Source organism: Leuconostoc sp. JNUCC 76 (assembly GCF_053667755.1).
This window is the reverse complement of record NZ_CM132206.1, coordinates 204,635-229,838: the sequence shown is the minus strand read 5'-3', so window position 1 is coordinate 229,838 and position 25,204 is coordinate 204,635. Positions and strand designations below refer to the sequence as shown.

Annotated in this window: 25 protein-coding genes, 1 tRNA gene and 1 other RNA gene; 3 read left to right on the top strand and 24 right to left on the bottom strand. The window is 38.1% G+C overall.

Going from position 1 to position 25,204, the window contains the following annotated elements:
• The first annotated feature begins 66 nt into the window (after positions 1-66).
• Positions 67-936 (top strand): DNA/RNA non-specific endonuclease, encoded by an 870-nt coding sequence (locus JNUCC76_RS01370; RefSeq protein WP_454155162.1) that lies wholly within the window; start codon positions 67-69, stop codon positions 934-936.
• Between the two features lie 45 nt (positions 937-981).
• Here JNUCC76_RS01370 and JNUCC76_RS01365 read toward each other — a convergent pair whose 3' ends face one another.
• Positions 982-1,992, bottom strand: coding sequence for an NAD(P)/FAD-dependent oxidoreductase (locus tag JNUCC76_RS01365; protein ID WP_454155160.1), 1,011 nt, complete (start codon positions 1,990-1,992; stop codon positions 982-984).
• Between the two features lie 138 nt (positions 1,993-2,130).
• On the opposite strand from JNUCC76_RS01365, the gene JNUCC76_RS01360 reads away from it, so the two are divergent.
• Positions 2,131-3,087 (top strand): nucleoside hydrolase, encoded by a 957-nt coding sequence (locus JNUCC76_RS01360; protein WP_454155158.1) that lies wholly within the window; start codon positions 2,131-2,133, stop codon positions 3,085-3,087.
• 78 nt (positions 3,088-3,165) lie between these two features.
• Here JNUCC76_RS01360 and JNUCC76_RS01355 read toward each other — a convergent pair whose 3' ends face one another.
• From JNUCC76_RS01355 to JNUCC76_RS01320, 8 genes are all read right to left on the bottom strand, one after another.
• Complete coding sequence (locus JNUCC76_RS01355; RefSeq protein WP_454155156.1) at positions 3,166-4,407, bottom strand: glutamate-5-semialdehyde dehydrogenase; 1,242 nt, start codon at positions 4,405-4,407, stop codon at positions 3,166-3,168.
• A 4-nt stretch (positions 4,408-4,411) separates the two neighbouring features.
• On the bottom strand, positions 4,412-5,200 hold the full coding sequence (gene proB, locus JNUCC76_RS01350) for a glutamate 5-kinase (protein WP_454155154.1): 789 nt from the start codon (positions 5,198-5,200) through the stop codon (positions 4,412-4,414).
• Positions 5,201-5,269: 69 nt separating this feature from the next.
• Positions 5,270-5,917 (bottom strand): deoxynucleoside kinase, encoded by a 648-nt coding sequence (locus JNUCC76_RS01345; protein WP_454155152.1) that lies wholly within the window; start codon positions 5,915-5,917, stop codon positions 5,270-5,272.
• A gap of 98 nt (positions 5,918-6,015) precedes the next feature.
• Positions 6,016-6,792 (bottom strand): M15 family metallopeptidase, encoded by a 777-nt coding sequence (locus JNUCC76_RS01340; RefSeq protein ID WP_454155150.1) that lies wholly within the window; start codon positions 6,790-6,792, stop codon positions 6,016-6,018.
• A 68-nt stretch (positions 6,793-6,860) separates the two neighbouring features.
• Positions 6,861-6,933 (bottom strand) — tRNA-Lys (locus JNUCC76_RS01335).
• Between the two features lie 428 nt (positions 6,934-7,361).
• Complete coding sequence (locus tag JNUCC76_RS01330) at positions 7,362-8,228, bottom strand: ROK family protein (protein ID WP_454155148.1); 867 nt, start codon at positions 8,226-8,228, stop codon at positions 7,362-7,364.
• A 99-nt stretch (positions 8,229-8,327) separates the two neighbouring features.
• Positions 8,328-9,593 (bottom strand): glycoside hydrolase family 32 protein, encoded by a 1,266-nt coding sequence (locus tag JNUCC76_RS01325; protein ID WP_454155146.1) that lies wholly within the window; start codon positions 9,591-9,593, stop codon positions 8,328-8,330.
• 51 nt (positions 9,594-9,644) lie between these two features.
• A complete protein-coding gene (locus JNUCC76_RS01320) occupies positions 9,645-11,606 on the bottom strand; it encodes a sucrose-specific PTS transporter subunit IIBC (protein WP_454155144.1) in 1,962 nt (653 codons plus the stop codon).
• A gap of 159 nt (positions 11,607-11,765) precedes the next feature.
• Between JNUCC76_RS01320 and JNUCC76_RS01315 the strand changes: the two genes are divergently transcribed.
• Positions 11,766-12,731 carry a LacI family DNA-binding transcriptional regulator gene (locus JNUCC76_RS01315; protein WP_454155142.1) on the top strand — a complete coding sequence of 322 codons (966 nt, stop codon included), beginning with the start codon at positions 11,766-11,768 and terminating at the stop codon, positions 12,729-12,731.
• A 528-nt stretch (positions 12,732-13,259) separates the two neighbouring features.
• On the opposite strand, the gene feoB is transcribed toward JNUCC76_RS01315, so the two are convergent.
• The 15 genes from feoB to JNUCC76_RS01240 all read right to left on the bottom strand — a co-directional run bounded on the left by feoB (position 13,260) and on the right by JNUCC76_RS01240 (position 25,153).
• Positions 13,260-15,374, bottom strand: a complete 2,115-nt coding sequence (feoB, locus tag JNUCC76_RS01310) for a ferrous iron transport protein B (protein ID WP_454155140.1) — start codon at positions 15,372-15,374, stop codon at positions 13,260-13,262.
• A 3-nt stretch (positions 15,375-15,377) separates the two neighbouring features.
• A complete protein-coding gene (locus tag JNUCC76_RS01305) occupies positions 15,378-15,851 on the bottom strand; it encodes a ferrous iron transport protein A (protein WP_444717462.1) in 474 nt (157 codons plus the stop codon).
• 184 nt (positions 15,852-16,035) lie between these two features.
• A complete protein-coding gene (galE, locus tag JNUCC76_RS01300; RefSeq protein WP_454155138.1) occupies positions 16,036-17,028 on the bottom strand; it encodes a UDP-glucose 4-epimerase GalE in 993 nt (330 codons plus the stop codon).
• A 27-nt stretch (positions 17,029-17,055) separates the two neighbouring features.
• Positions 17,056-17,787: an acyl-[acyl-carrier-protein] thioesterase gene (locus JNUCC76_RS01295; RefSeq protein ID WP_454155136.1), complete on the bottom strand. Its 732-nt coding sequence runs from the start codon at positions 17,785-17,787 to the stop codon at positions 17,056-17,058.
• 1 nt (position 17,788) lies between these two features.
• The gene (rsmI, locus tag JNUCC76_RS01290; protein WP_454155134.1) at positions 17,789-18,658 is read right to left on the bottom strand and encodes a 16S rRNA (cytidine(1402)-2'-O)-methyltransferase; all 870 of its coding nucleotides are present in this window, start codon (positions 18,656-18,658) and stop codon (positions 17,789-17,791) included.
• A gap of 1 nt (position 18,659) precedes the next feature.
• Complete coding sequence (locus JNUCC76_RS01285) at positions 18,660-19,559, bottom strand: DNA polymerase III delta subunit-related protein (RefSeq protein ID WP_454155132.1); 900 nt, start codon at positions 19,557-19,559, stop codon at positions 18,660-18,662.
• Positions 19,559-19,888 (bottom strand): cyclic di-AMP receptor DarA, encoded by a 330-nt coding sequence (gene darA / locus JNUCC76_RS01280; protein WP_036089617.1) that lies wholly within the window; start codon positions 19,886-19,888, stop codon positions 19,559-19,561. Before darA ends, JNUCC76_RS01285 begins: the two co-directional genes overlap by 1 nt.
• Positions 19,885-20,526 (bottom strand): dTMP kinase, encoded by a 642-nt coding sequence (tmk, locus tag JNUCC76_RS01275; RefSeq protein WP_072612998.1) that lies wholly within the window; start codon positions 20,524-20,526, stop codon positions 19,885-19,887. Before tmk ends, darA begins: the two co-directional genes overlap by 4 nt.
• A gap of 30 nt (positions 20,527-20,556) precedes the next feature.
• Positions 20,557-20,817: a YaaL family protein gene (locus JNUCC76_RS01270; protein ID WP_454155130.1), complete on the bottom strand. Its 261-nt coding sequence runs from the start codon at positions 20,815-20,817 to the stop codon at positions 20,557-20,559.
• Complete coding sequence (gene recR / locus JNUCC76_RS01265; RefSeq protein WP_454156500.1) at positions 20,814-21,419, bottom strand: recombination mediator RecR; 606 nt, start codon at positions 21,417-21,419, stop codon at positions 20,814-20,816. Before recR ends, JNUCC76_RS01270 begins: the two co-directional genes overlap by 4 nt.
• Before the next feature lie 54 nt (positions 21,420-21,473).
• Positions 21,474-23,201: a DNA polymerase III subunit gamma/tau gene (gene dnaX / locus JNUCC76_RS01260; RefSeq protein ID WP_454155128.1), complete on the bottom strand. Its 1,728-nt coding sequence runs from the start codon at positions 23,199-23,201 to the stop codon at positions 21,474-21,476.
• Positions 23,202-23,341: 140 nt separating this feature from the next.
• An RNA gene (gene ffs, locus JNUCC76_RS01255) (signal recognition particle sRNA small type) lies at positions 23,342-23,428 on the bottom strand.
• Between the two features lie 23 nt (positions 23,429-23,451).
• Complete coding sequence (locus JNUCC76_RS01250; protein ID WP_072612995.1) at positions 23,452-23,970, bottom strand: HD domain-containing protein; 519 nt, start codon at positions 23,968-23,970, stop codon at positions 23,452-23,454.
• Positions 23,971-24,033: 63 nt separating this feature from the next.
• Positions 24,034-24,540, bottom strand: coding sequence for a tRNA adenosine(34) deaminase TadA (tadA, locus tag JNUCC76_RS01245; protein WP_454155126.1), 507 nt, complete (start codon positions 24,538-24,540; stop codon positions 24,034-24,036).
• On the bottom strand, positions 24,518-25,153 hold the full coding sequence (locus JNUCC76_RS01240; protein WP_454155124.1) for a class I SAM-dependent methyltransferase: 636 nt from the start codon (positions 25,151-25,153) through the stop codon (positions 24,518-24,520). The genes tadA and JNUCC76_RS01240 overlap by 23 nt, the downstream gene beginning before the upstream one ends.
• Positions 25,154-25,204: the final 51 nt, after the last annotated feature.

Below are 25,204 nucleotides of genomic sequence, written 5' to 3'. Positions count from 1 at the left end.
TCGTTTTTGTTGATGTTTTGCCGCAGTATAAATGTTATGATATAAGGACTTGAAAGAGAGAGAATCATGGCACGAAAACGCACTTATAGACGCAAAAGTAAACCACAAAATAAGATACTATCCCTTCTAATTTTAGTTGTGGTTGCCGGATTTTATTTGTGGCAAAACTACGAATCGACAAATACTTCTACTGAAACATCTCATCCAACAGTAACTGCCCAATCTGATCAGGCACTGCTCAACTTAAAATGGGATGGAACGCTAGATGGTGACATCGTTCATGTCAACAACAATAAAGCAACCTTCACGGATGCTCAAATGAAAGAAACTTTCCCAAGTCAAGCATCTAAGCTCAACCCAGTTGATGGGTTAAGCCTCTCAGCTCTTGATTCGTTAGGCCGTTCGCAACAGGGAAATTTCGTGGCCAGTAAGTCAGCCATATCAAAAGTTACTAAACGTCCGGACCGTATTCCCTACACTGTCCGACCATCCGGTTGGTTTATTAACGATCGCTACGACGGTACTAAATGGGCCGGCGGCTATCATGATAACCCTAATGTTAAACTGGGCAATGGTACGCAAGCACTTTGGAATAAGTCTCACATTGTGGGTTATCAATTTTTCGGGTTACCCACAATGGTCACAGAAAATATGATCACAGGTACACGTGTTGAAAATGCCTATCCAGGTCAGCTCGTCCCTGAAAATGATATTCGCAATGCTATCCAAAATAATCCAGCTATTACAGTTCGTGCACAGGTCACACCACTTTACGTTGGCAACGAACGACTTGCTCGAGGTGTTCACTATATGGCTAAATCGGTTAAAGACAACGGTAAAACGCTAAATCTAAACTATTGGATTTTTAACGTACAACCAGGTATTCAAATTGATTATGCTACAGGAAAAGCAACTGTTCTAGATTCCGCTAAGTAGCTTTAAAAAAAGTAGTAGATGATATACTCATCTACTACTTTTTACTTATATAAGTTTTCCATCTTGAATAACCATTGAACTCGAATGGCCAGGGCCGCGTCGTTGTGGATCAAAAAATCGAATTGCTGCATTAACTGCCGTTGGCGCTTCACCAAATCCAACAGCAATTAAATCCGCTTTCCCCTCATAATAGCTAGCATCCCCAATAGCAAAAACGCCGGGTATTGTTGTCTGCATCGCTTGGTCGACGGAAAACGCTTGTCCTTTATTTTCCGGTTGTATATCCCAACCATGCACAATTTTATTTTCCGAAATAAAACCATAATTAATAATTAAATCATCAACACAAATATCATTAGTTACCTGATCATCCTTCACTTGCGCTAACGTAATTTTTAATTTACCATCACTTTGTTTTTCAATATGTGATACTTTTTTCGGCGTTTCTTTGATAACTGATGATTGGCTTAGTTGTTTCACACTTTGCTCCATCGCACGAAATTGATCCCGGCGGTGAATAATTCTTGTAGAATGGGTGAATTCATTAAGCATCGTAGCCATATCAATAGCTGAATCACCACCACCAGCAATCGCTACATCATGGTTATCAAAATCATGTTTATTCGTTACAAAATAGTGAATTCCTTGGCCAACCAGTTCATCAACGCCGGATACCTGCATCTTACGTGGTTCAAAAGAGCCTTTACCTGTTGTGATGATGATTGTTTTAGCCTGAAATGACGAACTATTATTGATGGTCACTGTGAATAAGTCGTTTGTTTTCGTCACATTAGTCACAGTTGTTGAGGTTTTGATATCAATTGGAAATAACTTCATTTGCTCAGCCAATGAATCAATCAATGCTGATCCTTTAATTCCTGTAAATCCGGCAACGTCAAGAATTTTTTTCTCAGGATATAACGATGTCACTTGCCCGCCGAGTGTTGCCAAACTTTCAACTAGCACTGCTTTAGTATCACGTAATCCGGCATAGAAAGCTGTAAACATACCAACTGGTCCACCCCCTATGATTGCTACATCATATAACTCTGTCATTTAAATATTCTCCGATTTTACTTTATTGCAACGTCATTCTAACATTGCGTTAATTTAAAACAAAAATAGTTTTCGTCCGTTATAATTAATATATATTACAATTTGGAGGAAATGTGTGTCTGCACACAATTACAATTTATGGCTACTAAAAAAATGATTCTTGATCTGGATACTGGCGTAGATGATGCTCTGGCGCTCGCCTACGCTGTAGCTGATCCAAATGTCGATTTGATTGGTATTATCTCTAGTTATGGTAACACACTTGTTGAAACGGCCGCACAAAACTCACTGAATCTGTTACATTTACTTGGTGCTGACGATGTCCCCGTATTTATTGGTGCTAGTCATTCAAGTACAACCAATAATTTTGAAGTTATGCCTATTTCACAGCTTATTCATGGTAAAAATGGCGTAGGTGAAATCACCTTAAAAACTTCACCAAGACAAGTTGAAACCCAATCAGCTGTTGATTTTTTAATTGAATCTGCTCATCAATATAAAGAGAACCTAATTTTTATCCCAACTGGACCTCTCACCAATTTAGCAGCAGCAATTGAAAAAGATAATGACGTGGCTACCTTGATTGGTAATACGACGCTAATGGGCGGTGCTCTAACTGTACCAGGTAATGTAACGCCTTTTACCGAAGCAAACATTCACCAAGATCCTGAAGCGGCTGACTTTGCTTTCGTTCATCAGCAAAACTTAACAATGGTTGGCCTTGACGTTACCCTCCGCACGCTGCTAACGAAAAAAGAAACTGCAGCATGGCGTACACTAGGAACCTTAGCCGGAGAAAAATTTGCCGACTTAATGGATTTCTATATTGATGCTTATGCTAACTTAAACATCAATAAGAATGGTGCTGCCCTCCACGATCCACTAGCAGTTGCTGTTGGAATCGATCCTAGCTATGTTACATCAATTGCCTTAGCTATGCGGGTAACATACGATAAAGAAAGTGGCGATTATGGCCGCACAATCGGTGATAAAGAGAAGCTTTTGGTCCCAACAACTACTAAAGCTGCTGTTTTAGTTGATTCAAAAAGATTTGTTCATGATTTTCAAAATCTAATGCTAACTGTGCTTCAATAACATAAAAATGATTCACGATACGACACCAAACCTAGTTGTTCGTATCGTGAATCATTTTTTTGTGCCAAAATACTGTACCTACTCTCTAATTTGTCCTTCACCAAACACTTCATACTTAATTGTGGTTAACGCACTTAGTCCCATTGGGCCACGCGCATGAAGCTTTTGTGTAGAGATACCAATTTCTGCGCCAAATCCAAATTCAAAGCCGTCAGTAAATCGGCTTGAAACATTCTGGTAAACAACAGCAGCATCAACGGCATTCATAAAATCAGTAACATGATTAAGGTCTTCACTGATAATTGTTTCTGAGTGATGTGTTGTATGGTCATTAATCCAGGTAATTGCTTCATCGTTATCGTTAACAATTTTTATAGCCATAATTAAATCGTTATATTCAGTATCCCAATCTTCATCACTTGCGCCAATTACTCGACTGTCTATACTACGGACTTTTTGATCACCGCGCAACTCTACACCAGCAGCCAATAAATCATCGACAATTTTTGGTAAAAATTCACCCGCAATTGCCTCATGAATTAATAGTTTTTCGGCAGCATTACAAACTGCGGGTTTTTGTGTTTTGGCATTATGAATGACACGAATAGCCTCATCCTGCTTGGCACTCTCGTCCACAAATATATGTGTGTTACCTGCGCCAGTTTCAATAACCGGTACCGTTGCATTTTTTACAACAAAATCAATAAACTGACCTGAACCACGCGGAATTAATACATCAACATAGTCACGCAAATTTAGTAATGTGTTGACTGAATCATGTGTTGTATCCGTGATTAACTGTATTATATCTGGGTTTAAATGGTGTTTACGTAACACGTCACGCAAAATATTCGTTAAGATAATATTTGACTCAATAGCCTCTTTACCACCGCGTAAAATAACTGCATTACCTGATTTAAAGGTCAATGCGGCGGCATCTACGGTCACATTCGGGCGCGCCTCAAATATCATAGCCACAACTCCCAACGGCACTGTTTTTTTAACAATTTTGAATCCTGTATGATTTTTCCAATTGTCATATGGACCTGCCAAAGGATCAGCTAACTTAGCGACCGCTGACAGCGATGCTGCAATACCACCAACTGTTTTTTGGTCAAGCGTCAATCGATTACGCATTGGACCAGAGAGCTGCGTAGCTGCATCCAAATCTTTTTTATTTGCTGCCACAATTTCTTGCCAGTTAGTTACCAAGGCTGACGACATATCCAATAATATTTGATTACGAATATCTACTGACAAATTAGCAACATCAGAAGTCACTAATTTGGCACGCTTACCAATTTCTTCTACTGCGTTCATAGACTCATTCTCCTTGAAATAATGTTCCCACCGTTTTACCAGCTATTACTTCTAAAATCAAGGCTGGATTATTACCGTTAATTAACACCATTTTACCACCATTTTTCATTACATATTCACCAGCAGCAAGTTTTGTACTCATCCCACCTGTTCCTAAACCAGAAGTCGATCCGGTGGCACTCATACGAATATCATCAGTAATTTTCGTCACCTTATCAATGGCTTGTGCAAATTCATCAATATTAGGATTAGCCGTATACAACGCGTCGACATCGCTCAAAATAATTAATCCATCGGCACCAATTTCACGTGTCACAATAGCGGCTAAGCGGTCATTATCGCCAAATGAATGTTGATGGTCGAGCTCATCAACTGCAATCACATCATTTTCATTAACAATGGGAATCACGTGCTGTGAAAACATCATTTCAATGGCATTCATTGTGTTTTCAAGCATCGCTTTATTGTCAAACACATCATACGTCAATAAAACTTGTCCAATTAATTGTTGATAGAATGCAAAACTTTGATTGTACAATGACATCAAGTATCCCTGACCAATGGCAGCTAATGCTTGCTGTTGTGGAATTTCTTGTGGTCGTTTTTCTAGATTCATCTGATCCAATGCCACACCGATTGCCCCAGATGTAACTAATAAAATTTCATGACCACATTTTTGTAAACTGGAAAGTGTTTGTGCCAACCGATTGACGACTGGGTAATTAATTTGCCCATCACGATTAACAATTGTGCTAGTACCGACTTTAACAACAATTCTATGCCAACTATTCATTATATGTTCCTTAGTTAATTTTAATTATTATATCAAAAAAATCCCTAACTTCAAAAGTTTCGGGATTTTTCAAAATGATAGTACACCAGTTTGTGCTAATTTAGCATCAATCATGTCCAAGACTTTTGCACCTGACTCTTCATTTTCCACAAAATCAAAATGGTCACCATCAATCTGGATTTTTGGTGATCGGTCATACGCCGCAAACCAATCATCATAACGTGAATTAAGTTCTTTGTAGTAGTCATATAGTCCCGGATTTGCTTCAACTTGCTCAAATGAACGACCACGCTTTTTGATTCTTGCGAGCATAGTATCAAAACTAACACGAACATGAATTAATAAATCAGGATCTTTAGACGTTGCGCTACCAGGAATTTCAGCCATCATATTATTAACCAATGACTGATATATATCTACCTCAGTTTGCGTTGCACGATTCAAATCAGCTGTCAATTGGAATAGTAAAGCATCTTCAAATATAGAACGGTCTAAAATATTCTTTGCACTAACTTGCGCTTTTTTAATTTGCTCTAATCTTTTATTCAAAAAATAAATTTGTAGCAAAAAACCGTATTTTTTAGGATCTTGATAAAAGAGTGGCAGAATTGGATTGTCATCAACACTTTCATAAAACGCCTGTGAATTTAAATGTTTGGCCAACATTTTTGTTAAACTAGTTTTCCCGGCGCCGATGGTGCCTGATAGTACAATCATGCCACTTCTCCTTAGTTTCCGATAAAAATATTACTAATATAGTATATCAAAATTACATTATTCCTGCTGAGCAATTACCTGAAAGGTCAAATATTGTATCAGCGTCCCGCTTTCTTCAGAGCTTGAACATAGGCTTCCAAAGTTAAGTGATGAGCGGTTATATACGTTGCATTCGTAACACCGACATATCTAAAATGCCAAGATTCATAATCTATGCCAGTCTCTTTGATAGATTGACTATCACTTGGATACCTTAAAATAAAACCATATTCAGGCGCGTGTTTTATCAACCACTGTTGGGACTTAAACTCATCCATACCTGCTTCTAAGGAAGGATATTTCGCTAAGGCATCATCCCCCGCTAAATCGACAGCTTGTCCTGTCTGATGTTCCGAGGATCCTGGCACTTGAATCACTGACTCAGTCAGTTTTTTAGCCTCTGTTGAACTCATACCATTTGATTCATATTGACTAATCGATTGATTGTAAACTGTCGTTTGGTATGCCACGGAACGATACCCCGATATTAAAGTGGTTGAGTAACCAGAATTTTGAGCTGCTACACGGAATTTTGCAAGAGGCTCTTCAATGCGATGGTCAATTTGTTTACCATCAACGGTCATCTTTGTAAAATTCAGTTCATTCTTATATGGGTGTGTTTTATTTACTAATAGTAAGTCCCAATTGGTAGTTTTTACATTCTGTGGTAAATCATCTGATTTTTTTCCAGAAGATGATTTACCAGTTGTTTTTATAGTAATCTTTGTAGGTTGTTTAAGATTAAAAAAAACAACGAGCCCTACAATAATAAATGCAACAAAAACCAGCATTAAAGAAACATGCTTTTTAATCTTATTGCTATGTTCATTTTTCATTATGCCCCCACCAAAATAATAAATTTAAAATAAAAACCAGTAAACAAAGTTTACTGGTTTTTATTAAGTGGTCAGCCAGGGGCTCGAACCCTGGACCCACGGATTAAGAGTCCGTTGCTCTACCAACTGAGCTAGCTGACCATTTCTTGTGTTTCACAACATAAAATATATTATCATATTTCGAAATATCATGCAACCTATTATTTCTTATAGTAAATAAAATGACACTATAAAACACGAAACCCCGATGAACTAACACGTTCACCGGGGATATTTATTGTGAGAGAGAATATTTGAGAGAAGAGAATAGTATATTCGGGAGAGAATATGAGTTATTTATAGTCGCGCGGGAGAACGCGACTTGGCTCCCTTTTGCCGTGGGGTTTCGTGCTTCTGATGTGATACTCATCAGTCATACCGCTTATACTGTTCAATCCTCCAGATCTTAGATTTATCGAATGTTACATTTTAATTCAACTTGGCTTGTTGTTTGAGATAACTTGCTTTGTTGATGTTTATAATATAACGTCTCAAAATTAAACTCACGTAAACTGAGGATAAATTGAAAATTAAAGTAATGTTTTTGCCAAATAGAAGCAACCAAGAATACCAGCATTATCACCATTTGCAACTGGTACAATGTACTCATCCAAATCTGGAACAGCCAAATAATCACTCATTTGTTCCGCAAAACTTTCACGAATTAGTGGGAATAGAATTTCGCGATGAGGAACACCACCACCAAAAACAATTTTTTCAGGACGTAAAATCATCGTGTAATCAAGGGCTGCTTGCGCAAGATAGAAAGCTTCAATCTTCCAAGCAACATCATCATCTGGAATTTCCTTCGCACTACGTCCCCAACGCTCTTCAATTGCTGGACCAGCAGCTAAGCCTTCCAAACAATTATCGCCATGAAATGGGCAATGTCCTTCATATTTATCAAGGGGATGCTTTTGTAAGAAAATATGTCCTGCTTCAGGATGCCCATAGCCAGCTACAAGTTTACCACCAGATACAATTCCAGCTCCAACACCAGTACCTACTGTCAAATAAACCATGTTGTCAACATCTTTAGCGGCACCCGTTTCAAACTCAGCCCAACCAGCCCCATTAACGTCTGTTGTCCAATAATAAGGAATATCACGCCATTCTTTCATTGCGCCAAGAAAATCATACCCTGACCAACCGCGTTTTGGTGTGTCCAAAACATGGCCGTATGTTGATGATCCCTTTACAATGTCGATTGGTCCAAATGCAGCAATTCCAATTGCATCGATGTCATCAAACTTATCAAAAAAAGCGATTACCTGCTCTACAGTTTTTTGACCATCAAGTGTTGGAAATGATGTTCGTTCAACAATATTGTAATCGTGATCCGCAACTGCGACCACAAATTTTGTACCACCTGCTTCAATTGCTCCTAATAAACTCATGATTAATTTACTCCTTTTTACGAAATCATCGTGTTTGTGTTAGACGTTAACCAGTTACTACAATTACATTGTAATCGTTTACACAAATATTTTCAATGCTTAAAAATAACGTGCTGTCATGACTGATTGGTTGTTGTTTGTGTACACCTCAATTATGTCTGTGTCAACAATTAATACTGCGTGATTAATATCTCCTACAATCTGCCTTTTCTCAATTTCACCATTTTCCCACTGATGACGTGATAATACGAGTCGATTTTTGTTTCGCACTAACGTCATATTTTCACCAAAAGATAATGTCCAATTGTCATGAGAATCAATCGTATATTGACCCACTTCAACAGCACCAAAGTTCGTCAAAGGTTTTGTATGCAAAATTTCTGAAATAGGTGTCTGTGTCAAAAGATTGTCCGGCGTCACGTGTAACGCGCGTGGAATAGTTAACACATGAACCCAATTCTTGCCAGTAATCGTTGGGGTCGAGGCTTCACGTTCTGGTGTCATCATACCAGCCCATCCCCACATTATTTTACGCCCCTCATTGGTATGCATGGTTTGTGGCGCATAAAATTCAAATCCCTTGTCAACTTCTTTAAATTCAGTTTCCGGTTTAAAATGCAACGTCTCTTCATCAAAAGTACCGACGACATAACCTGTGTTATGAATATTTTGATAGCGATAGTTCTCTTCGTCTGCTGGTAATCCTTGCGGTGAAAACATTAAAATTTGCTTACCATTTATCTCAATTAAATCTGGACATTCAATCATATAGCCACGAATATCAGTTAATTCACCTTCAATTAACGAACCATGTAATTGCCACTGACTAAAGTCTTCTGATTCATAAATAAGAATGTCACCTATATTGTCATTCGATCGTGCACCTACCATCAAATAATATCGCCCGTTTTTCCCCTGCCAAACTTTAGGATCTCTGACATCTTTTGTAAAACCTTCTGGATGAGGGAATAGTTCACCAAGTTTTTCAAAGTGAATCCCATCCTCACTAACTGCCCACATTTGATGAGACGCCACACTTCGGCCAGATTCATCGCGAACATTCCCTGTATAGAAGACATACAACTTATCATCTTTAACAAATGCTGTACCAGAATATATTCCGGCTGAGTCCATGTCTGGAAGAGAAGGCTTTAAAGCTGTTTCTAGACGAGTCCATGTTTTCAAGTCGTTTGAAACAAAGTGTCCCCATTCCTTATATTTGTGGTTACAAGCATGTGGATTCCATTGAAAAAACACATGATATTGTCCTTTAAAATATATAAGCCCATTTGGATCATTCAATAATCCGTGTGTTGGATATAAATGATATTTTTCAAAGTGATTGATGTCATTTTTAATAAGCATGAATTATTTTAGTTGCGTATTCTTGATAAATACGTTTTCCCCTTTTTTTATTTATGCTGGCGCACCAACAGCTGAATCACTAGTTTTTGGTATAACCGTTATAATCTGATGGCCCGCTTGAATATCATTATCGAAAGTTTCATCTACCGCAACGTCATTAAATGCTTTTGTGTTTGTGATAATGACCATCGTTGTAACAGGATATCCAGCTTTTGTGATTGTATTCGTATCAAAAGTGCCTAATTTATCACCTTTTTTAACTTTTTGTCCTTGCGTTACAAAGCTTTCAAATCCCTGACCTTCAAGATTAACCGTATCTAAGCCAATATGAACTAATATCTCAACGCCATCATCCGTCGTTAATCCATAGGCATGTTTTGTTTGATAAGCTACTGTAATTTCACCATCGGCCGGTGCGTAAATCGTACCATCACTTGGTTCGATTGCTACACCCTTGCCCATCATTCCAGTTGAGAAAACATTATCTTGGACATCGGTTAACTGCATTAAATGACCTGAAACAGGTGCATCAACCTCAAAACCTGCTTCATGTTCAGTAACTACTGGATTTACTGGTTTATTATCTGACTTAGAAGCTGGCATGTGTGAACGACCGTAAACTAAGGTTGCTGTAAAAGCAATCACGAATGATAACGCAATAGCGATGAAGAATCCTACCCATTTGTTAGCTGGAATAGCAATAAAGCCAATTATACCAGCTGGTCCCAGCGATGATGACATCACTTGGAACAATCCCATTACTAAGCTTGAAATTCCGGCTGATCCAAGGGCGATGAAAAATGGAAACTTATACTTTAAGTTAACACCAAACATTGCTGGTTCAGTAATACCCAGCATGGCTGAAGCACCTGATGATGAAGCCAATGCTCGTACTTTTTCATCCCCTTTGCTTAAGAAATAAATAGCAAATGTTGCAGCTCCTTGCGCCACGTTAGATGCAGCGGCAATAGGGAAAATGAAATCACCACCTGTTTTAGCAACATCTGCCAACAACTGTGTTTCGATTGCCGGAAAACTCTGATGTAAACCAGTAATAACAATAGCAGAGTAGAATGTACCAAAGACCCCGTAACCAATAAAGCCAAACGTCGTAACCAACCATGTCAAGCTATCAGTAATACCATTAGAGACAATTCGTAATACCGGACCCACAACAATAAATGTGATAAACCCAGTTAATATGATAGACAACATCGGTGTAAACGTAAAGTCAATAGCACCTTTCAAATGCTTATGGAAAAACTTTTCCAAGTTAGCTAAGATGAATGCTACACCGATCACCGGTAACACTTGACCTTGATAACCAGCTTGCGCAACTGACAAACCAAACAAATCCCATGTTGGCATCTTTCCAGTGGCAACTGCTTCGGCCACATTATATCCGTTGACTAAACTAGGCATGACTAACATCATACCAGCAGCTGCTCCGAGAATTTCGTTTCCTCCAAAGCGTCTTGTTGCTGTAATTCCTATCAAAATTGGCAAGAATGCGAACGGTGCAGAAGCCATCAGATTGATCATTTCTGCTAAACCGGTGATTTGTGGAAACATTTCAACCAAAGATTTGGCGCCAAACATTCCCTCACCAGTTAGAATGTTATTCAATGCCATCAATAGACCACCGGCAACCAGAGCTGGAATCAAAGGAACAAATATATCTGACAATACTTTAACCAAATCCATCAAAGGATTGCTTTTTCCTGATTGTGCTGCAATTTTTTTTAAATCAGCAGTTGAAGCTTGCTCAACACCGGTAATTTTAACAAATTCATCGTAAACACCATTAACATCGCCTGGCCCAACAATAATTTGATATTGTCCGTTAGCGTTAAATGTTCCTTTAAGATCGGAATCGTTGTCCAAGACATCCTGATCGATCTTTTTAACATCTTTGATCACCAATCGTAAACGCGTAGCACAGTGTGCAGCGGCTACAATATTGTCCTTGCCGACAGCATCGGCAATACGCTTTGCTACTTTATTATGATCCATTTTGCTGCTCCTCTAAATTCCTTTAATTTTTTTGGAACCGTTTCCATTTCTTTATAGAACAATTGTAACCGCTTTCAAAAATAATTGCAACCTCCTTTTTAAGTTAAATATTACAAGTTAATGACAACGCTTTCATTGCGTTCATGGTAATATGTGTCTATGGAAAAAAAATTGACAATAACTGATATTGCTAATATGGCGCAAGTAGCAAAAAGCACTGTCTCCCGCTATTTGAATGGTGGACCGGTCAGTGCTAAAACACGTGAAAAAATAAACAAAGTTGTTACTGAAAATAATTACCAGCCCAATACCTTTGCGCAAAGTTTAAAACAGAAAGTCAATCACACGATAGGTGTAATTGTACCTAGGCTTGACTCATCAGCTCAAGTTGAAATGCTCCGTGGGCTAGATGATGCAAACGAAAATGATACTTTCTTGATCGTCAATACCTATCAATCGACTAAACGTGAGCTCGCTGCTATTGAAAAATTACGTACACAGAATGTTGGTGGCTTGATTGTTTTAACAGCTAATTTAAACGACGAGTTACGTAACGCATTAACTGAATTTGACGCACCCGTAGTTATCCAAGGACAAGAAGAACCTAACTTTCATCGCGTAGTCATGAACGATCTGCAAGCTGGAACCGTTGTCGGTGAATTTGCTGCATCGCTGCATCCTCAAAATGCTTTACTGTTAAAAATTGATGAAACAATGGATTGGGCCATTGGTCATGATCGTTTTCTCAATATTAGAAAAAAACTGTCCACTAGCAAGGTGACTGTCGTTAATTCAAAGTTCAGCATAGCAGAAGCAAAAGTAGCCGCACAACAAGCAATGCAGTCCCAAAATTTTGATTTAATTATTGGTGCTACTGATCGTATCACAATCGGTGCTCTTCAAGCCGGTTTAGCAGCTGGACAAAATGCCCAATATATTGGATTTGGTAGATCTGATTTAAGTACGACTGTTACACCAAACCTAACTAGCTTTGAATATGATTTTTACCAAACTGGTAAAAAAATTTATGAATTGTTTTGTACTGTACGCGATGCCAATCCATCTAACACTATACGCACTGTGTTAGATGGTGAACTCGTTGTGCGGGATTCAACAGAGAAATAATTATTTAATGTTCACTTTATCTTCAGTTTACATGAATTTAATTTTAGGACGTTATATTATAAACATCAACAAAGCAAGTTATCTCAAACAACAAGCCTAGTTGAATTAAAATATAACAAATAATAAAATCTAAATTTTTGGAGGACTGAAAAATATAAGCAGTATAACTGATGGCGATCACATCAGAAACACGAAACCCCATGGTAAAAGGGAGCCAAGTCGCGTTCTCCCCGCGACTATAAACAAACTTATATTCTCTCCCGAATATCTATTCTCTTCTCTCTCAAATATTCTCTCATAATAAAAAATCCCCGATGAACGCGTTAGTTCATCGGGGTTTCGTGTTTTAATGATTACTTTTTTTGTTCCTTAACATTTTTGATTGATCGGCAAGCGGACAACCGATGTCGACACAATCATGACAGCCACCACTAGCATTTTTCTTAAAAAATTTATTGTATATGACTAATGCAAACATGATAAAAATGACACCAGCTATGATAAATGTTGACATATTGACTGACCTTTCTAATACAATTCTAGTTGTTGCGGGCGCTCACGTTTGATAAAAATACCATATAGCATCAATCCAATAGCGATGAACGATAACGTAACAAAGTACACCGAAACATTACCTTGAATGATTTCACTCACTTGAAAAATACTGAGTGCACACATATAAGCCACAACGGTTTGATAGATTACCGCGCGCCAAGTCCAAAGTGCATCACCAAATTCTTTATACATAGCACCGATGGCAGCAAAACAAGGTGCACATAATAAGTTAAAAACAAGAAACGAATAACCCGCCATTGGGGAATAAGTTTGTCTTAAAGTGCTCATAAATGAGGCCGTGCTTGACGAACCAAAAGTAATGTTTAATGTGCTAACACAATTTTCCTTAGCAATTAGACCAGCAATCACTGCAACGGTCGCATGCCAATCACCAAACCCTAATGGTGCAAAAATAGGTGCTATAAGCATACCTATGTCTCTTAAAATACTGTCGTTCTGATCGACCATTTGAAAGTGAAAATTGAAATTGGACAAAAACCAGATGGCAACACATGACGCAAAAATTATAGTCCCTGCTTTTTTGATAAAGGCATGTGCTTTAATCCACACACTGTGGCTAACGTTACCAATACTAGGTAAATGATAAGCAGGCAGCTCCATTACAAATGGCGTTGGCGGTTCTGAAAAGAGCTTTGTTTTTTTCAAAAAAATACCTGAGCCAACAACTGTCAAAATACTAATAAAATAAGAGGTTGGTGCTACCCATGAATTTTCTGGAAAAAATGTTCCGCTAACTAAGGCAATAACGGTTAACTTAGCTGAACATGGCATAAAAGTCGTTAACATGATTGTCATACGACGATCACTTTTACTTTCAATCGTTCGCGTAGACATGATGCCTGGCACACCACAGCCTGTTGAAATTAACATGGGGATAAATGATTTCCCTGAAAGATTAAAACGATGAAAAATACGGTCCATAACAAACGCAATTCGTGCCATGTAACCACAGTCTTCTAGAATACTTAAGCACAAAAAGAGCATCATAATTTGTGGTAAGAAACCTAACACAGACCCAATACCATTAATAATACCGTCAATAATTAAACTCTTTAACCACACTGAAACATGCAAATACGTTAAAATTGCATTGGCACTATTCGGAATGAAGTCCCCAAATAATACATCATTCACCCAATCACTTCCTATTGTTCCAATGGTTTGGATCGATAAGAAATACACAATCCACATTACAAATATAAAAATAGGTAATGCAAGAATGCGGTTAGTGACTACCATATCAACACGATCACTCATACTCATTGAAAAATCACTTGTTCGTACTACACACATGTTTATGATACGTTCTATATAGTCATAGCGTGCATTAACAACTATGCTATCACTGTCGTCATTAAACAGGCTTTCTGCTGTATCAATTACATTGTCAATTTCAGTTTGCTGCTGTGCCGTTAATTTTAGATGTCCAACTGCTTCATCACGCTCAAAGAGCTTAATCGCATACCATCGCAACTGTTCTGCTTCGATAATGTCATCAATCTGTTCTTCAATCATGGATAATGCCGATTCCAACCGCTTATCATAAACTGGATGTGGATAGGTTTTTGGCTGATCAGTGTTAGCAACAATCTGCTTAGTCAGATGATTGATGTTTTTCTTTTTTAACGCACTAATACTTACAACCGGTACATTCAGCAAATAAGATAGTTTTTTGGTATCAATTCGATATTGACTTTGTTTTACTAGTAAATCCAACATATTCAAAGCCAAAATAATCGGGGCACCAGTTTCCATTAATTGCAAACTAAAATAAAGATTACGTTCAATATTTGTAGCATCGAGCACATTGATGATCTGTTCAGGTTTATCATTAATTAAAAAGTTACGAGCGATTACTTCCTCTGGACTATATGCTGATAAGGAATAAGTTCCAGGTAAATCTTGAATAATGATGTCAGGATTATTTTTTAAACGACCTGACTTTTTTTCAACTGTAACGCCTGGCCAATTTCCAATGTGTTGATGCGAACCTGTTAATAAATTAAATAGTGTTGTTTTCCCACTGTTTGGGTTACCTGCTAAGGCTACTGTACATTGTTTATTCATAGACTAAATCTCTGTTAATACAACTAGTTGTGCGTCACTTTTTCTTAAGCTTAATTTATAGCCTCTGACTACCAACTCTATCGGGTCCCCTAAAGGCGCCACACGGTCAACTTTAACAACGGTATTTTTTGTAATGCCCATATCCATCAAGCGTTTACGCAATGCTTTATTACCAAGTATTTTGGCTACTACGCCTGGTTTATTGATGGGCATATCGGATAACGTTTTAAAATGATCCATGGTAATTTCACTGACTGGCGCTACACTAATTTGACTAGCAATATCATTGCTCACCGCTAAACGCTGCCCTTGAAAATAGATAATCAACCCTGAAGTATGATCAGGCAGAGATATTACTTCAATACTTTTCCCCGCTTTAATCCCTATCTCTGCTAGTCGCTTGGTTAAGCGTCGGCTACCAGTCAATTCTCTAATGATGTAAGTCCCTTTTCCAGCTATTTCAGATAACATTTGCATATTTATTTCTCGTTTATCTTTAAATTGTAATTTTTTACGTACTTACAAGTATATTACTTCCCTTTAGATTAATCAATCATTAATTTTAAATTACAATAAACTCATCATATTCTCGAAACAATAAAAAAACTATCAAGAAAGTTCCTAAATAATTTTTAGAATCACTTCTCTTGATAGAATTATATTACTTGTCATTATATCCTGATGGATGGTTTTTATGCCAATTCCAGGCTGTTTTGATGATATCTTGTACATTATCATACTTAGGGGTCCAGCCAAGCACATCACGTGCTTTGTCTGAATTAGCAATCAAAATATCGGGGTCACCAGCTCGGCGGGGACCAATCTTGGCGGGAATATCAACTCCAGTAGCTGATCTAGCTGCTTCTACCATCTCTTTAACAGAGAATCCAGTAGCAGATCCCAAGTTAAATTGGTTTGAATTGTTTCCATCGGCTAAATACTTCAATGCCAAAATATGCGCATCAGCCAAGTCCAAAACATGGACATAATCACGAACATTGAAACCGTCAGGAGTATTGTAATCATCACCAAACATCTCAATATATTCACGTTGACCTAAGCCGGCTTGCAAAATAATTGGTACTAAATGCGTTTCAGGCGTATGATCTTCTCCAATCGTGCCATCTTCGGCAGCACCTGCTACGTTAAAGTAGCGCAATGCAACCCACTTAACACCATCCGCTTGATCAGACCAAGCCATGATTTTTTCCATCATCAACTTTGATTCCCCATAAGGGTTAATTGGTCGTTGTGGATCTGTTTCTTTAATAGGAATATTAACAGGATTACCATAAGTAGCTGCCGTTGACGAGAACACAATTTGTTTAACATCGTGTTCTTTCATCACCTCTAGCAAAGTAATCATACCACTAGTATTATTATCAAAGTACTTTAGTGGATTTTCTACAGATTCTGGAACGATAGAAAACGCTGCAAAGTGAACAACTTGTTCAATATTTTCTTTGTCAAACACTTTTGACAATGCTGCCTTATCACGAATATCAACTTGATAGAATTTTGCTTTTGGATTAACCGCCTCACGGTGTCCCGTAAACAAAGCATCAACAACGACAACGTCACGATCTGCTTCTACCAAACGCTTAACCATGTGTGAACCGATATAACCGGCGCCACCAAGAACTAAAATAGCCATATCTTTTTTCCTCTACACACTATTATATCAAATTTTTCGCCACTTGAACTCTGCTTCTGCGCTCACCACATTTTCCATCATAATGCGATGCTTGGATTCATTATCGTTTTGAACTACTTGCGATAAAATAGTGTGTCCAAGCCGAATTTCATTTTCGAATTTTAGATTAATGTATGTGATTTCATGGGTTAATAGATACTCCGGTGCGATAACGTCTTGCATCCATTCAAAATACTTAGAGTTGTTCACATGCTTATTACCATCAATATCTAAATATCGCACATGATAGTCCCTCTCAGTATATTGATCATCATCTGAAAATTTCTCAGGGTTAGGGATTCGTGAAATTTGCTTAACTCTTTTTGCATCATACTTATCAATTATATCTTGTGGTAAACGTGCCATGCGACGATTTGTCATATCTATCATAGTCCAAATAGAATCAACACGAATAATTTCATTATCATTTTCATCTAAAAAGACGAATGGTCGACGGACAAAAAAAGGATTGTATTGCGTAGCAAAGGTCTGAATACGAATTATTTCACCAATTTTAGGACGTCGCTTAATTATTACTTCATATTGTAAGATAATCCAACCAAGGCCACGGCCTAAATGGAAGTCCTGCCCCACGCCAAGTTCATCACTCTGACATTTAGAAGCTAAGACAGCATAATTTAAAATCATCGGTAAAGATAATTTTTGTGTCGTATCAGCTTCATAATATTCAACACGTCTTTTTATTTCATATTTTTTCATACTACTCTATCTCGTGATAGTCCGCATATACTGCTTGTCTATCAAGGCCTCGTTCCTTTGCTATTTGTTTTATTGCTGCATTGGGCTTTAGGCCCTTTTTAATCAGTGCTGATACTGCTTCTTGAACAGTTAGTGCCATACTGTTATCTGGCTCAGAAATTTCTCCATGAAAGCCATCAATCATTACTACAAACTCACCACGAATTTCATTTGATTGCGACCACGAAACTAGTTCATCAATAGTTCCGCGAATAAATTCTTCATAGCGCTTTGTTAGCTCTCGTGCTAAAACAATACGACGATCGTCACCCATTACTTTTTGGATATTTACTAAAGTTTGCTTTAATCGATGTGGTGATTCATAAAAAATGACTGTATCCCGCATTGTGGATAACTGCTGTAATTCTGCCAATTGTTCACTATTTTTACGTTGTAAGAACCCATAAAAATAAAACGGTTGCGGCACTAAACCACTGGCAATCAATGCTGTCACACCAGCCGTTGCACCAGGAATCGGTACGACGGCTAAGTTTTCAGCCACAGCTGCCGCAACTAATTCTTTACCTGGGTCAGAAATAGAAGGCATCCCCGCATCACTAACTTGTGCTACATTTTTTCCATTTCGTAAATCTGCAATAAGGCCAGGGATTTTCGCCTGCCAGTTGTGTTCATGGAAACTAGTTTGTTTTGTCGTGATTGCAAAATGATTTAGTAACTGTTGTGTGTGGCGTGTATCTTCAGCAGCAATTATATCTACATCGCGCAATGTATCAATAGCTCTTGGCGACATATCTTGTAAATTACCAATAGGTGTTGGAACTAAAAAAAGTGTTCCTGTCTCTTGATTTTCAAAACTTTTTTGTTGCTGCATTTTATTCCCCCAGAGCGATTATGACGTCTAGTGTCATTTTTTCTAACCGTGCTTGTAACGATAGGTTCACTTTGCGCAATTTATCGTCAGCAAATACTTCATCACTTGCTTTAACCAATCGATACATATCATAGCGCTGTCGTAATGTTTTATATAGCCCAATTAGATTGGGAAAAGCTAACCGTTCATCTGGAATCTGGTCATAAACAATTGTATCTCTTGCCAACTCATGTAACCAATTTAAAAATAACTGCTGTTGCTTCGTATCGTTTAATTGACCAATAATCTTTGTCTGCACAAATGCAAATGCTTCAATTCGTCTCTGCATCATAAGCTCAAACCACTTAAACAATACTAATTGGGTCTGCTTTTGCCAATCATCGTCCATTAAACCATCATTGCTGGTAATAGCTGATGCTAAATGAACTACTTGCGCGCGTGATCTAATCGTCGGTAAAACATCGGACATATTTTCCGTAAGCATCATAATTAATTGTGGTCCGGCAGGCTCCTCAATGAATTTTAACAGGGAATTTGCTGCGCTTGCTGTGAGTGTTTCAACCGCATCTAAAATAAATATTTTCCGTGGACTTTCAGTGGCTGTTGTTACAAATTCAGGTGTCAAATCACGAATTTGAGCCACTTTTAGTGACGTAGCTGGTGGAATGGGCGCTGTTATATGTACGTCTGGATGTTCATTTTCAGTAATTCGCAAGGCATTGCGCTCATCAGGGTGAACAACTTGCCAAGCTATATAACGCGAAAAAGCCAGTTTTGCGGACTGGCTTGGACCAACAAACAAATATAAATGACTCAACTTATCTTGTTGCAGTAAATCGTTAAAATGAGTGAGTTGCGTTGGATAATTTTTTTGTGCAATTGTTGCAAAATCTGGTAACATCAGAACTGTTCAAATGAATCAATACTCTGAGTAAATACCGTCGCCCCACCAACTTCAATTTCAATTGGATAAGCACCAGCATGGTCACCACTAGCATCCAGGCTAATAGGTGGCACCATAAATTGCTTACGTTTTTGTGAAACCTTTTTAATGATTTCCATAACCTCTGGTACACGTTCATCTTCAATGGCAATCATGAACGTTGTATTTCCTGACCTTAAGAAACCACCTGATGTGGCTAAACGTGTTGCACGAATATTTGCCTTCACAAAAGCATTACTGAGTTTTGTTGTATCTTTATCTTGCACAATTGCTGTAACTAATTTCATGATTTGTCCTCCAGAATTTGGTTGATGAGTATCCGCGTGTCATCAATGACTTTGTTAAGTGGTTGCGTAGCATCTACTATCTTAATTCTATCAGAAAATTCACTTTGAAGTTTTAAATATGTCTCTCGAACCTTCTGATGAAAGGATATACTCTCTTTATCTAGTCGATCAATTTTACCCTGACGATTCTCATTTACACGTGCCAAGCCAATTTCAACAGGCACATCAAGATAAATTGTCATATCGGGCAATAGGCCATCAATTGCGAATTGATTGATCTCCCAAATATTATCGATTCCAAGTCCACGACCACCCCCTTGATAAGCAAGTGAGCTATCAACATAGCGGTCAGATATCACAATTTTGTTTTGATCTAATGCTGGTTTAATATTTTCCACGAGATGTTGACGTCGAGCAGCTGTATATAAGAGCGCCTCAGTTCGTTTATCCATGCCATTATCTTCTTCTGGCTGTAAAATCGCTCTAATTGCTTCAGAAATTGGATTTCCACCTGGCTCACGTGTAGTTACCAAATCATCGCCAAGTTTAGTTTTTAATTCTGAAATCAATGCCTCGAGAACACTTGTTTTTCCAGCGCCCTCAGGTCCTTCGAATGATATAAATATTGGTTTTGGCATAACAGTCCTTATGAGTAATTTGTCTAATGATTAAATACGATCTGTTTTTAAAACATGGGTTTGCATGTGCCCAACTGTTTTACGACGACGTGCTTCACGATATAAATAATTAAATTTAGCACGCGCCAATGCCGTTTGCGCTTGTATGAGCCGCAAATTCACTTGACCATCAAGTAATGCTGCTTCAGAATTTCTTGCCGTATCCCAGTCAATTTTTGCTTTATCAATTTGAAACACAAGTGCTCTATCATACTCTTCGCGCAATCCAGTTTTTTTCCTGCCAAATATCATAATTTTGTCCGTCCTTGTACTGCTTTGATGAGTGTTAATTCATCAGCATAATCAATATCAGATCCAACAGCTAAACCATGCGCTAAACGTGTAACTGCGATACCAGCCGGTTTCAGTAAGCGGGCTAAATACATAGCAGTAGCTTCCCCTTCAGCATTCGCATTTGTGCCGACAATTACTTCTTTAATTTCTTCATGCTCAGACAAACGTCGAATCAAACTCGGTAAATTAATATCCTCTGGTCCTGTTCCTGCGCTAGGAGAAATGACACCATTTAAAACATGGTATAGACCGTGATAATCTCGAGTATTCTCCATCGCCATTACATCACGTGAATTTTCGACAACAAAAATCGTTGACTGATCACGTGATTGATCACGACAAATAACGCATGGATCGCTATCAGTTGCAGTAATATTACCACAAATAGAGCAGAAAGTTAAATCAGTTTTTGCGGAAATCAATGCCTTAGAAAAATCCTGTACATCTTCTTCATTCATACCTAATGTATAAAAAGCTAGCCTTGTGGCCGTTTTTGGGCCAATACCAGGCAGCTTCGTGTAACTATCTATTAATTTAGCGATAGGTTCAGGGTATTGCATATTTTCAAAATGCCTCACGCGCACTGCGTTAAACATATTTCCTTCCTATATTAATCAGTCAACAATATTCACGAGATCTTCGCCAAATAATTCTTTAGCCTCACTAACAATTTTTAGCTCCTTATTGCTTGTTGTTTGTGGAGTTTTTGTAGGAATCGCTGGTAAATTAGCAGCTTTCACTCGAGGCACATCTTCTAATTGAATTTGAGGTGTTTCGCCAGTTTTTAATTTATTCACGTACAATGCACGATCAGAGGTCCATTCATCTTGTGAAATAAACACTAGTTCGCTTGGCAAATTCTGTGATTGTAGTTGCTGCACCAAATGGTTCTGTAATGTAGCATCGTGTAACGCCTGTTCTAATAACACAGGATAATCAAAAGCCAAGACCACAGCCTGTTCACTTGCTGCAATCGGTTCAGCTATGGTAAGCATTGCCTGTTGCGTAACATTAAATTGTCGCAATAAGTCGGACCAAGCGTTTTTAACTTGTGCTAAGGCATCACGTTTCGCAGCAGTTAAGACTGCAAATACTGCATTTTGTCCAGTGCGAACTAACAAATCTTCATATTCAGCATTCTCTATAGCAGGAACTTCTACTGGTGTTTTTTCTATTGCTGGTTCAACAACTTGTTTCTCAGGAACTTCTGTGTTTTTTGGCGCTTTAACAATATCGTCAATATTTTGAGGCTTTTCTTTAATAACATTGGGGGATTGTTTTGCAGGTACAGTTTGTTCAGGTTCTGGCATAGACAATTTAACAGTGAGTAGCTCTAAATATACATCACTCTGCATAGTCTGTAATAATTGTTTTTGAATGTCATCCAAAGTGACCATCATTTGCTGAATACGGTAAGTACCTAGCTTTATTGTTAAGGCCTTCAAATCCACCAATGGTGCCGTCGTTTTAATTAAATTCGGGGCCACTTCCGCTAACATCACATCACGCAACACACCTAACAAATCTGCTACGAAACGTACTGCATCTTTTCCTTCTAACAATATATCATGTAATGTTTGGAGGGCAGATTCTGTATCGTAATTACTTACTTGCTGCAAATAGGTCACTAACTGTGAGGCCGTTGTCGATCCGGTAACTTGCAAAGCATTTTCAATCGTTACATGATCAGCGCCAAAAGCTAACACTTGATCCAAAATTGACAAAGCGTCACGCATCCCACCTTCTGCAACATTTGCAATAATATGAAGCGCATCATCGTCAAACGAGACGCCTTCTTTTTGCAGAATTTCAGCCATTCTAGCTTGAATAGTGTCATTATCAATGCGTTTAAATTCAAATCTCTGCGTTCGAGATAAAATAGTTGCTGGTATTTTTTGTGGCTCCGTCGTTGCTAAAATAAACTTAACATTAGCTGGCGGTTCTTCTAAAGTCTTCAATAGTGCATTAAAAGCGCCCGAGGACAACATGTGAACCTCGTCAATAATATAAATTTTATATTCAGATTCTATTGGCGCATAATTTGCCCCATCGCGAATGTTTCGAATTTCGTCAACACCGTTATTTGAGGCAGCGTCTATTTCAATAATATCAGGAATTTGTGAATCATCAGTCTCCGGCGCTATACCATTAACTTCACGTGCAAAAATTTTAGCAGCTGATGTCTTACCAGTTCCACGAGGACCACTAAATAGATACGCATGCCCTGTTTGCTGCGTCGCTATTGCATTTTTTAGCGTCTGTGTAATGATTTTTTGACCAACCATGTCCTCAAAAGAACGTGGTCGATAGACGCGATACAATGCTTGATATGCCAATTTCATCACCTCCATATATCATTGGTAAACATGTTTGGTGCTACTTGTCGGCTATATGTTTTATATCATATTGGGGTTCGTAGTTTGCATAAAACCACCGATTTATAACATTTGTTTTTATAAAAAAAGACCGCTAAGCGGCCACTTATGTACACAAGCACAACATCGAACAACCTTAGGGCTGCTACATTCCTGTCCTGACCCGGTTCGAGAGCCGACATTTGCCTGCTTTTATATTATATCTAATTTTGTTACTTTAAGCAAATACAGATACAAATTTCGTTGCCAATTTTTCTTGCCACTTAAAATAAGTCAGATAAGTTTTAGGAATTAGATATTCATTAACTGCCGCAAAATCATCAACCAATGAAACAATCCAACTTTCCCGATACTTTGGTAAGGCAATTGTTGCACCAAACATATGTTTTACAATAATATCAGCTTCTTTATCGCTGATATTTGTAATTTTACGCGCATTTTTCAACGCAATACGTGGATGCACATAAGCATGTGATCCTTCGTCAAACTTTGTTACGCGCCAATCATAGTAAAACAAATCATGAAGTAAACCTGCTCGTGCAGTTGCAACTTCATCAGCACCAATTTTCTTTGCGATTAAATATGATTGGTATGATACAGAAATTGAATGAGTTAAACGGTTAGAGAAATGATGTTGTGTATAGCGTGCCAGTTGTTGCACTTCTTCATGCTGTAACAAATCATCAATAATATTTATATAGTCCTTATCAGTACGCCATGCGTTCGGATTTTGCATTCATTTGCCTCTTTTATTTTCTACATGTTATTATAAACTTTTTTTATGTTAAATAGCAATTATTTACTTTGCAATCGCTTTACGAATTTTACGTTTCGCACGGATATTGCTAAAGAAACGCTGTAATAATAGACCTGATTCTTCACCACGTATGCCTTCGTACACTTTAACCATATGATTCAACCGACTATCCTCTAATAGGGAATATAGAGAGCGCGTGGCACCACCTTTGGGATCATTAGCACCGTAATAAACAACAGGAATGCGTGCATTAATAATTGCTCCAGCACACATGATGCAAGGTTCTAACGTCACAAATATTGCTGTGTTTTCTAACCGCCAAGACTTAAGCTTTGTATTGGCAGACTCGATTGCTAGTAATTCTGCATGGGCAGTGGCTAACTGATTCGCCTCCCGATGATTGTGCGCACGCGCAATAATTTGGTTTTCAGAAACTATAACAGCGCCAATGGGCACTTCACCTTCACTTTGAGCAATTTTAGCTTCATTCAACGCCTCTTGCATGAAATAATCAATTTGTTCGTCACTAAATGTCGGTATTTGTGCCATAAGTGCTCTCCAAGATGTAATATCCCTTGTTTTTATGAATCACCTTAGCATTACCAAAAGCAAGTGACATATTTTTTTGAGCCGAAGGTGCACCTTGCTTCTTTTGCAACACTGCAATTAGCTTTCCACCATCTTGCAGATAGTTAGCTGCTTCTTGAAGCATTGCAGTCACAACTTGCTTTCCAGCGCGAATTGGTGGATTAACCAAAATCAGTGCGTACTTGTCACCGATACTTGCGTAAACATCCGAATTAAAAATATTTACTTGTTGAGCGACACCGTTTTGTTGGGCATTTTTGCGTGCTAAATCTAACGCTCTTTCATTAACATCAACCATATCCACATGACGCTGATATGCTTTTGCCACAGTAATACCTACAGGACCATAACCTGTTCCTAAATCCAGTACCTTCCCAATAGGTATACTTGTTTTTTCTAAAGCATCCAACATTGTTCTTGTCCCAAAATCAACGGTAGATTTTGAAAATACGCCACTATCCGTTGTAAAATGCAATTCATGCCCTAACAAGTCAAAATCAAAATTTTGATAATGATGTTCCGCATTGGGATTAGCTGTAAAATACTGTTCTCCAGAAATATTTTTTTCTGTCATTGTACTAGCTCCTTTAGATTAAAATAATAACTGCCTATGATATGTAATATG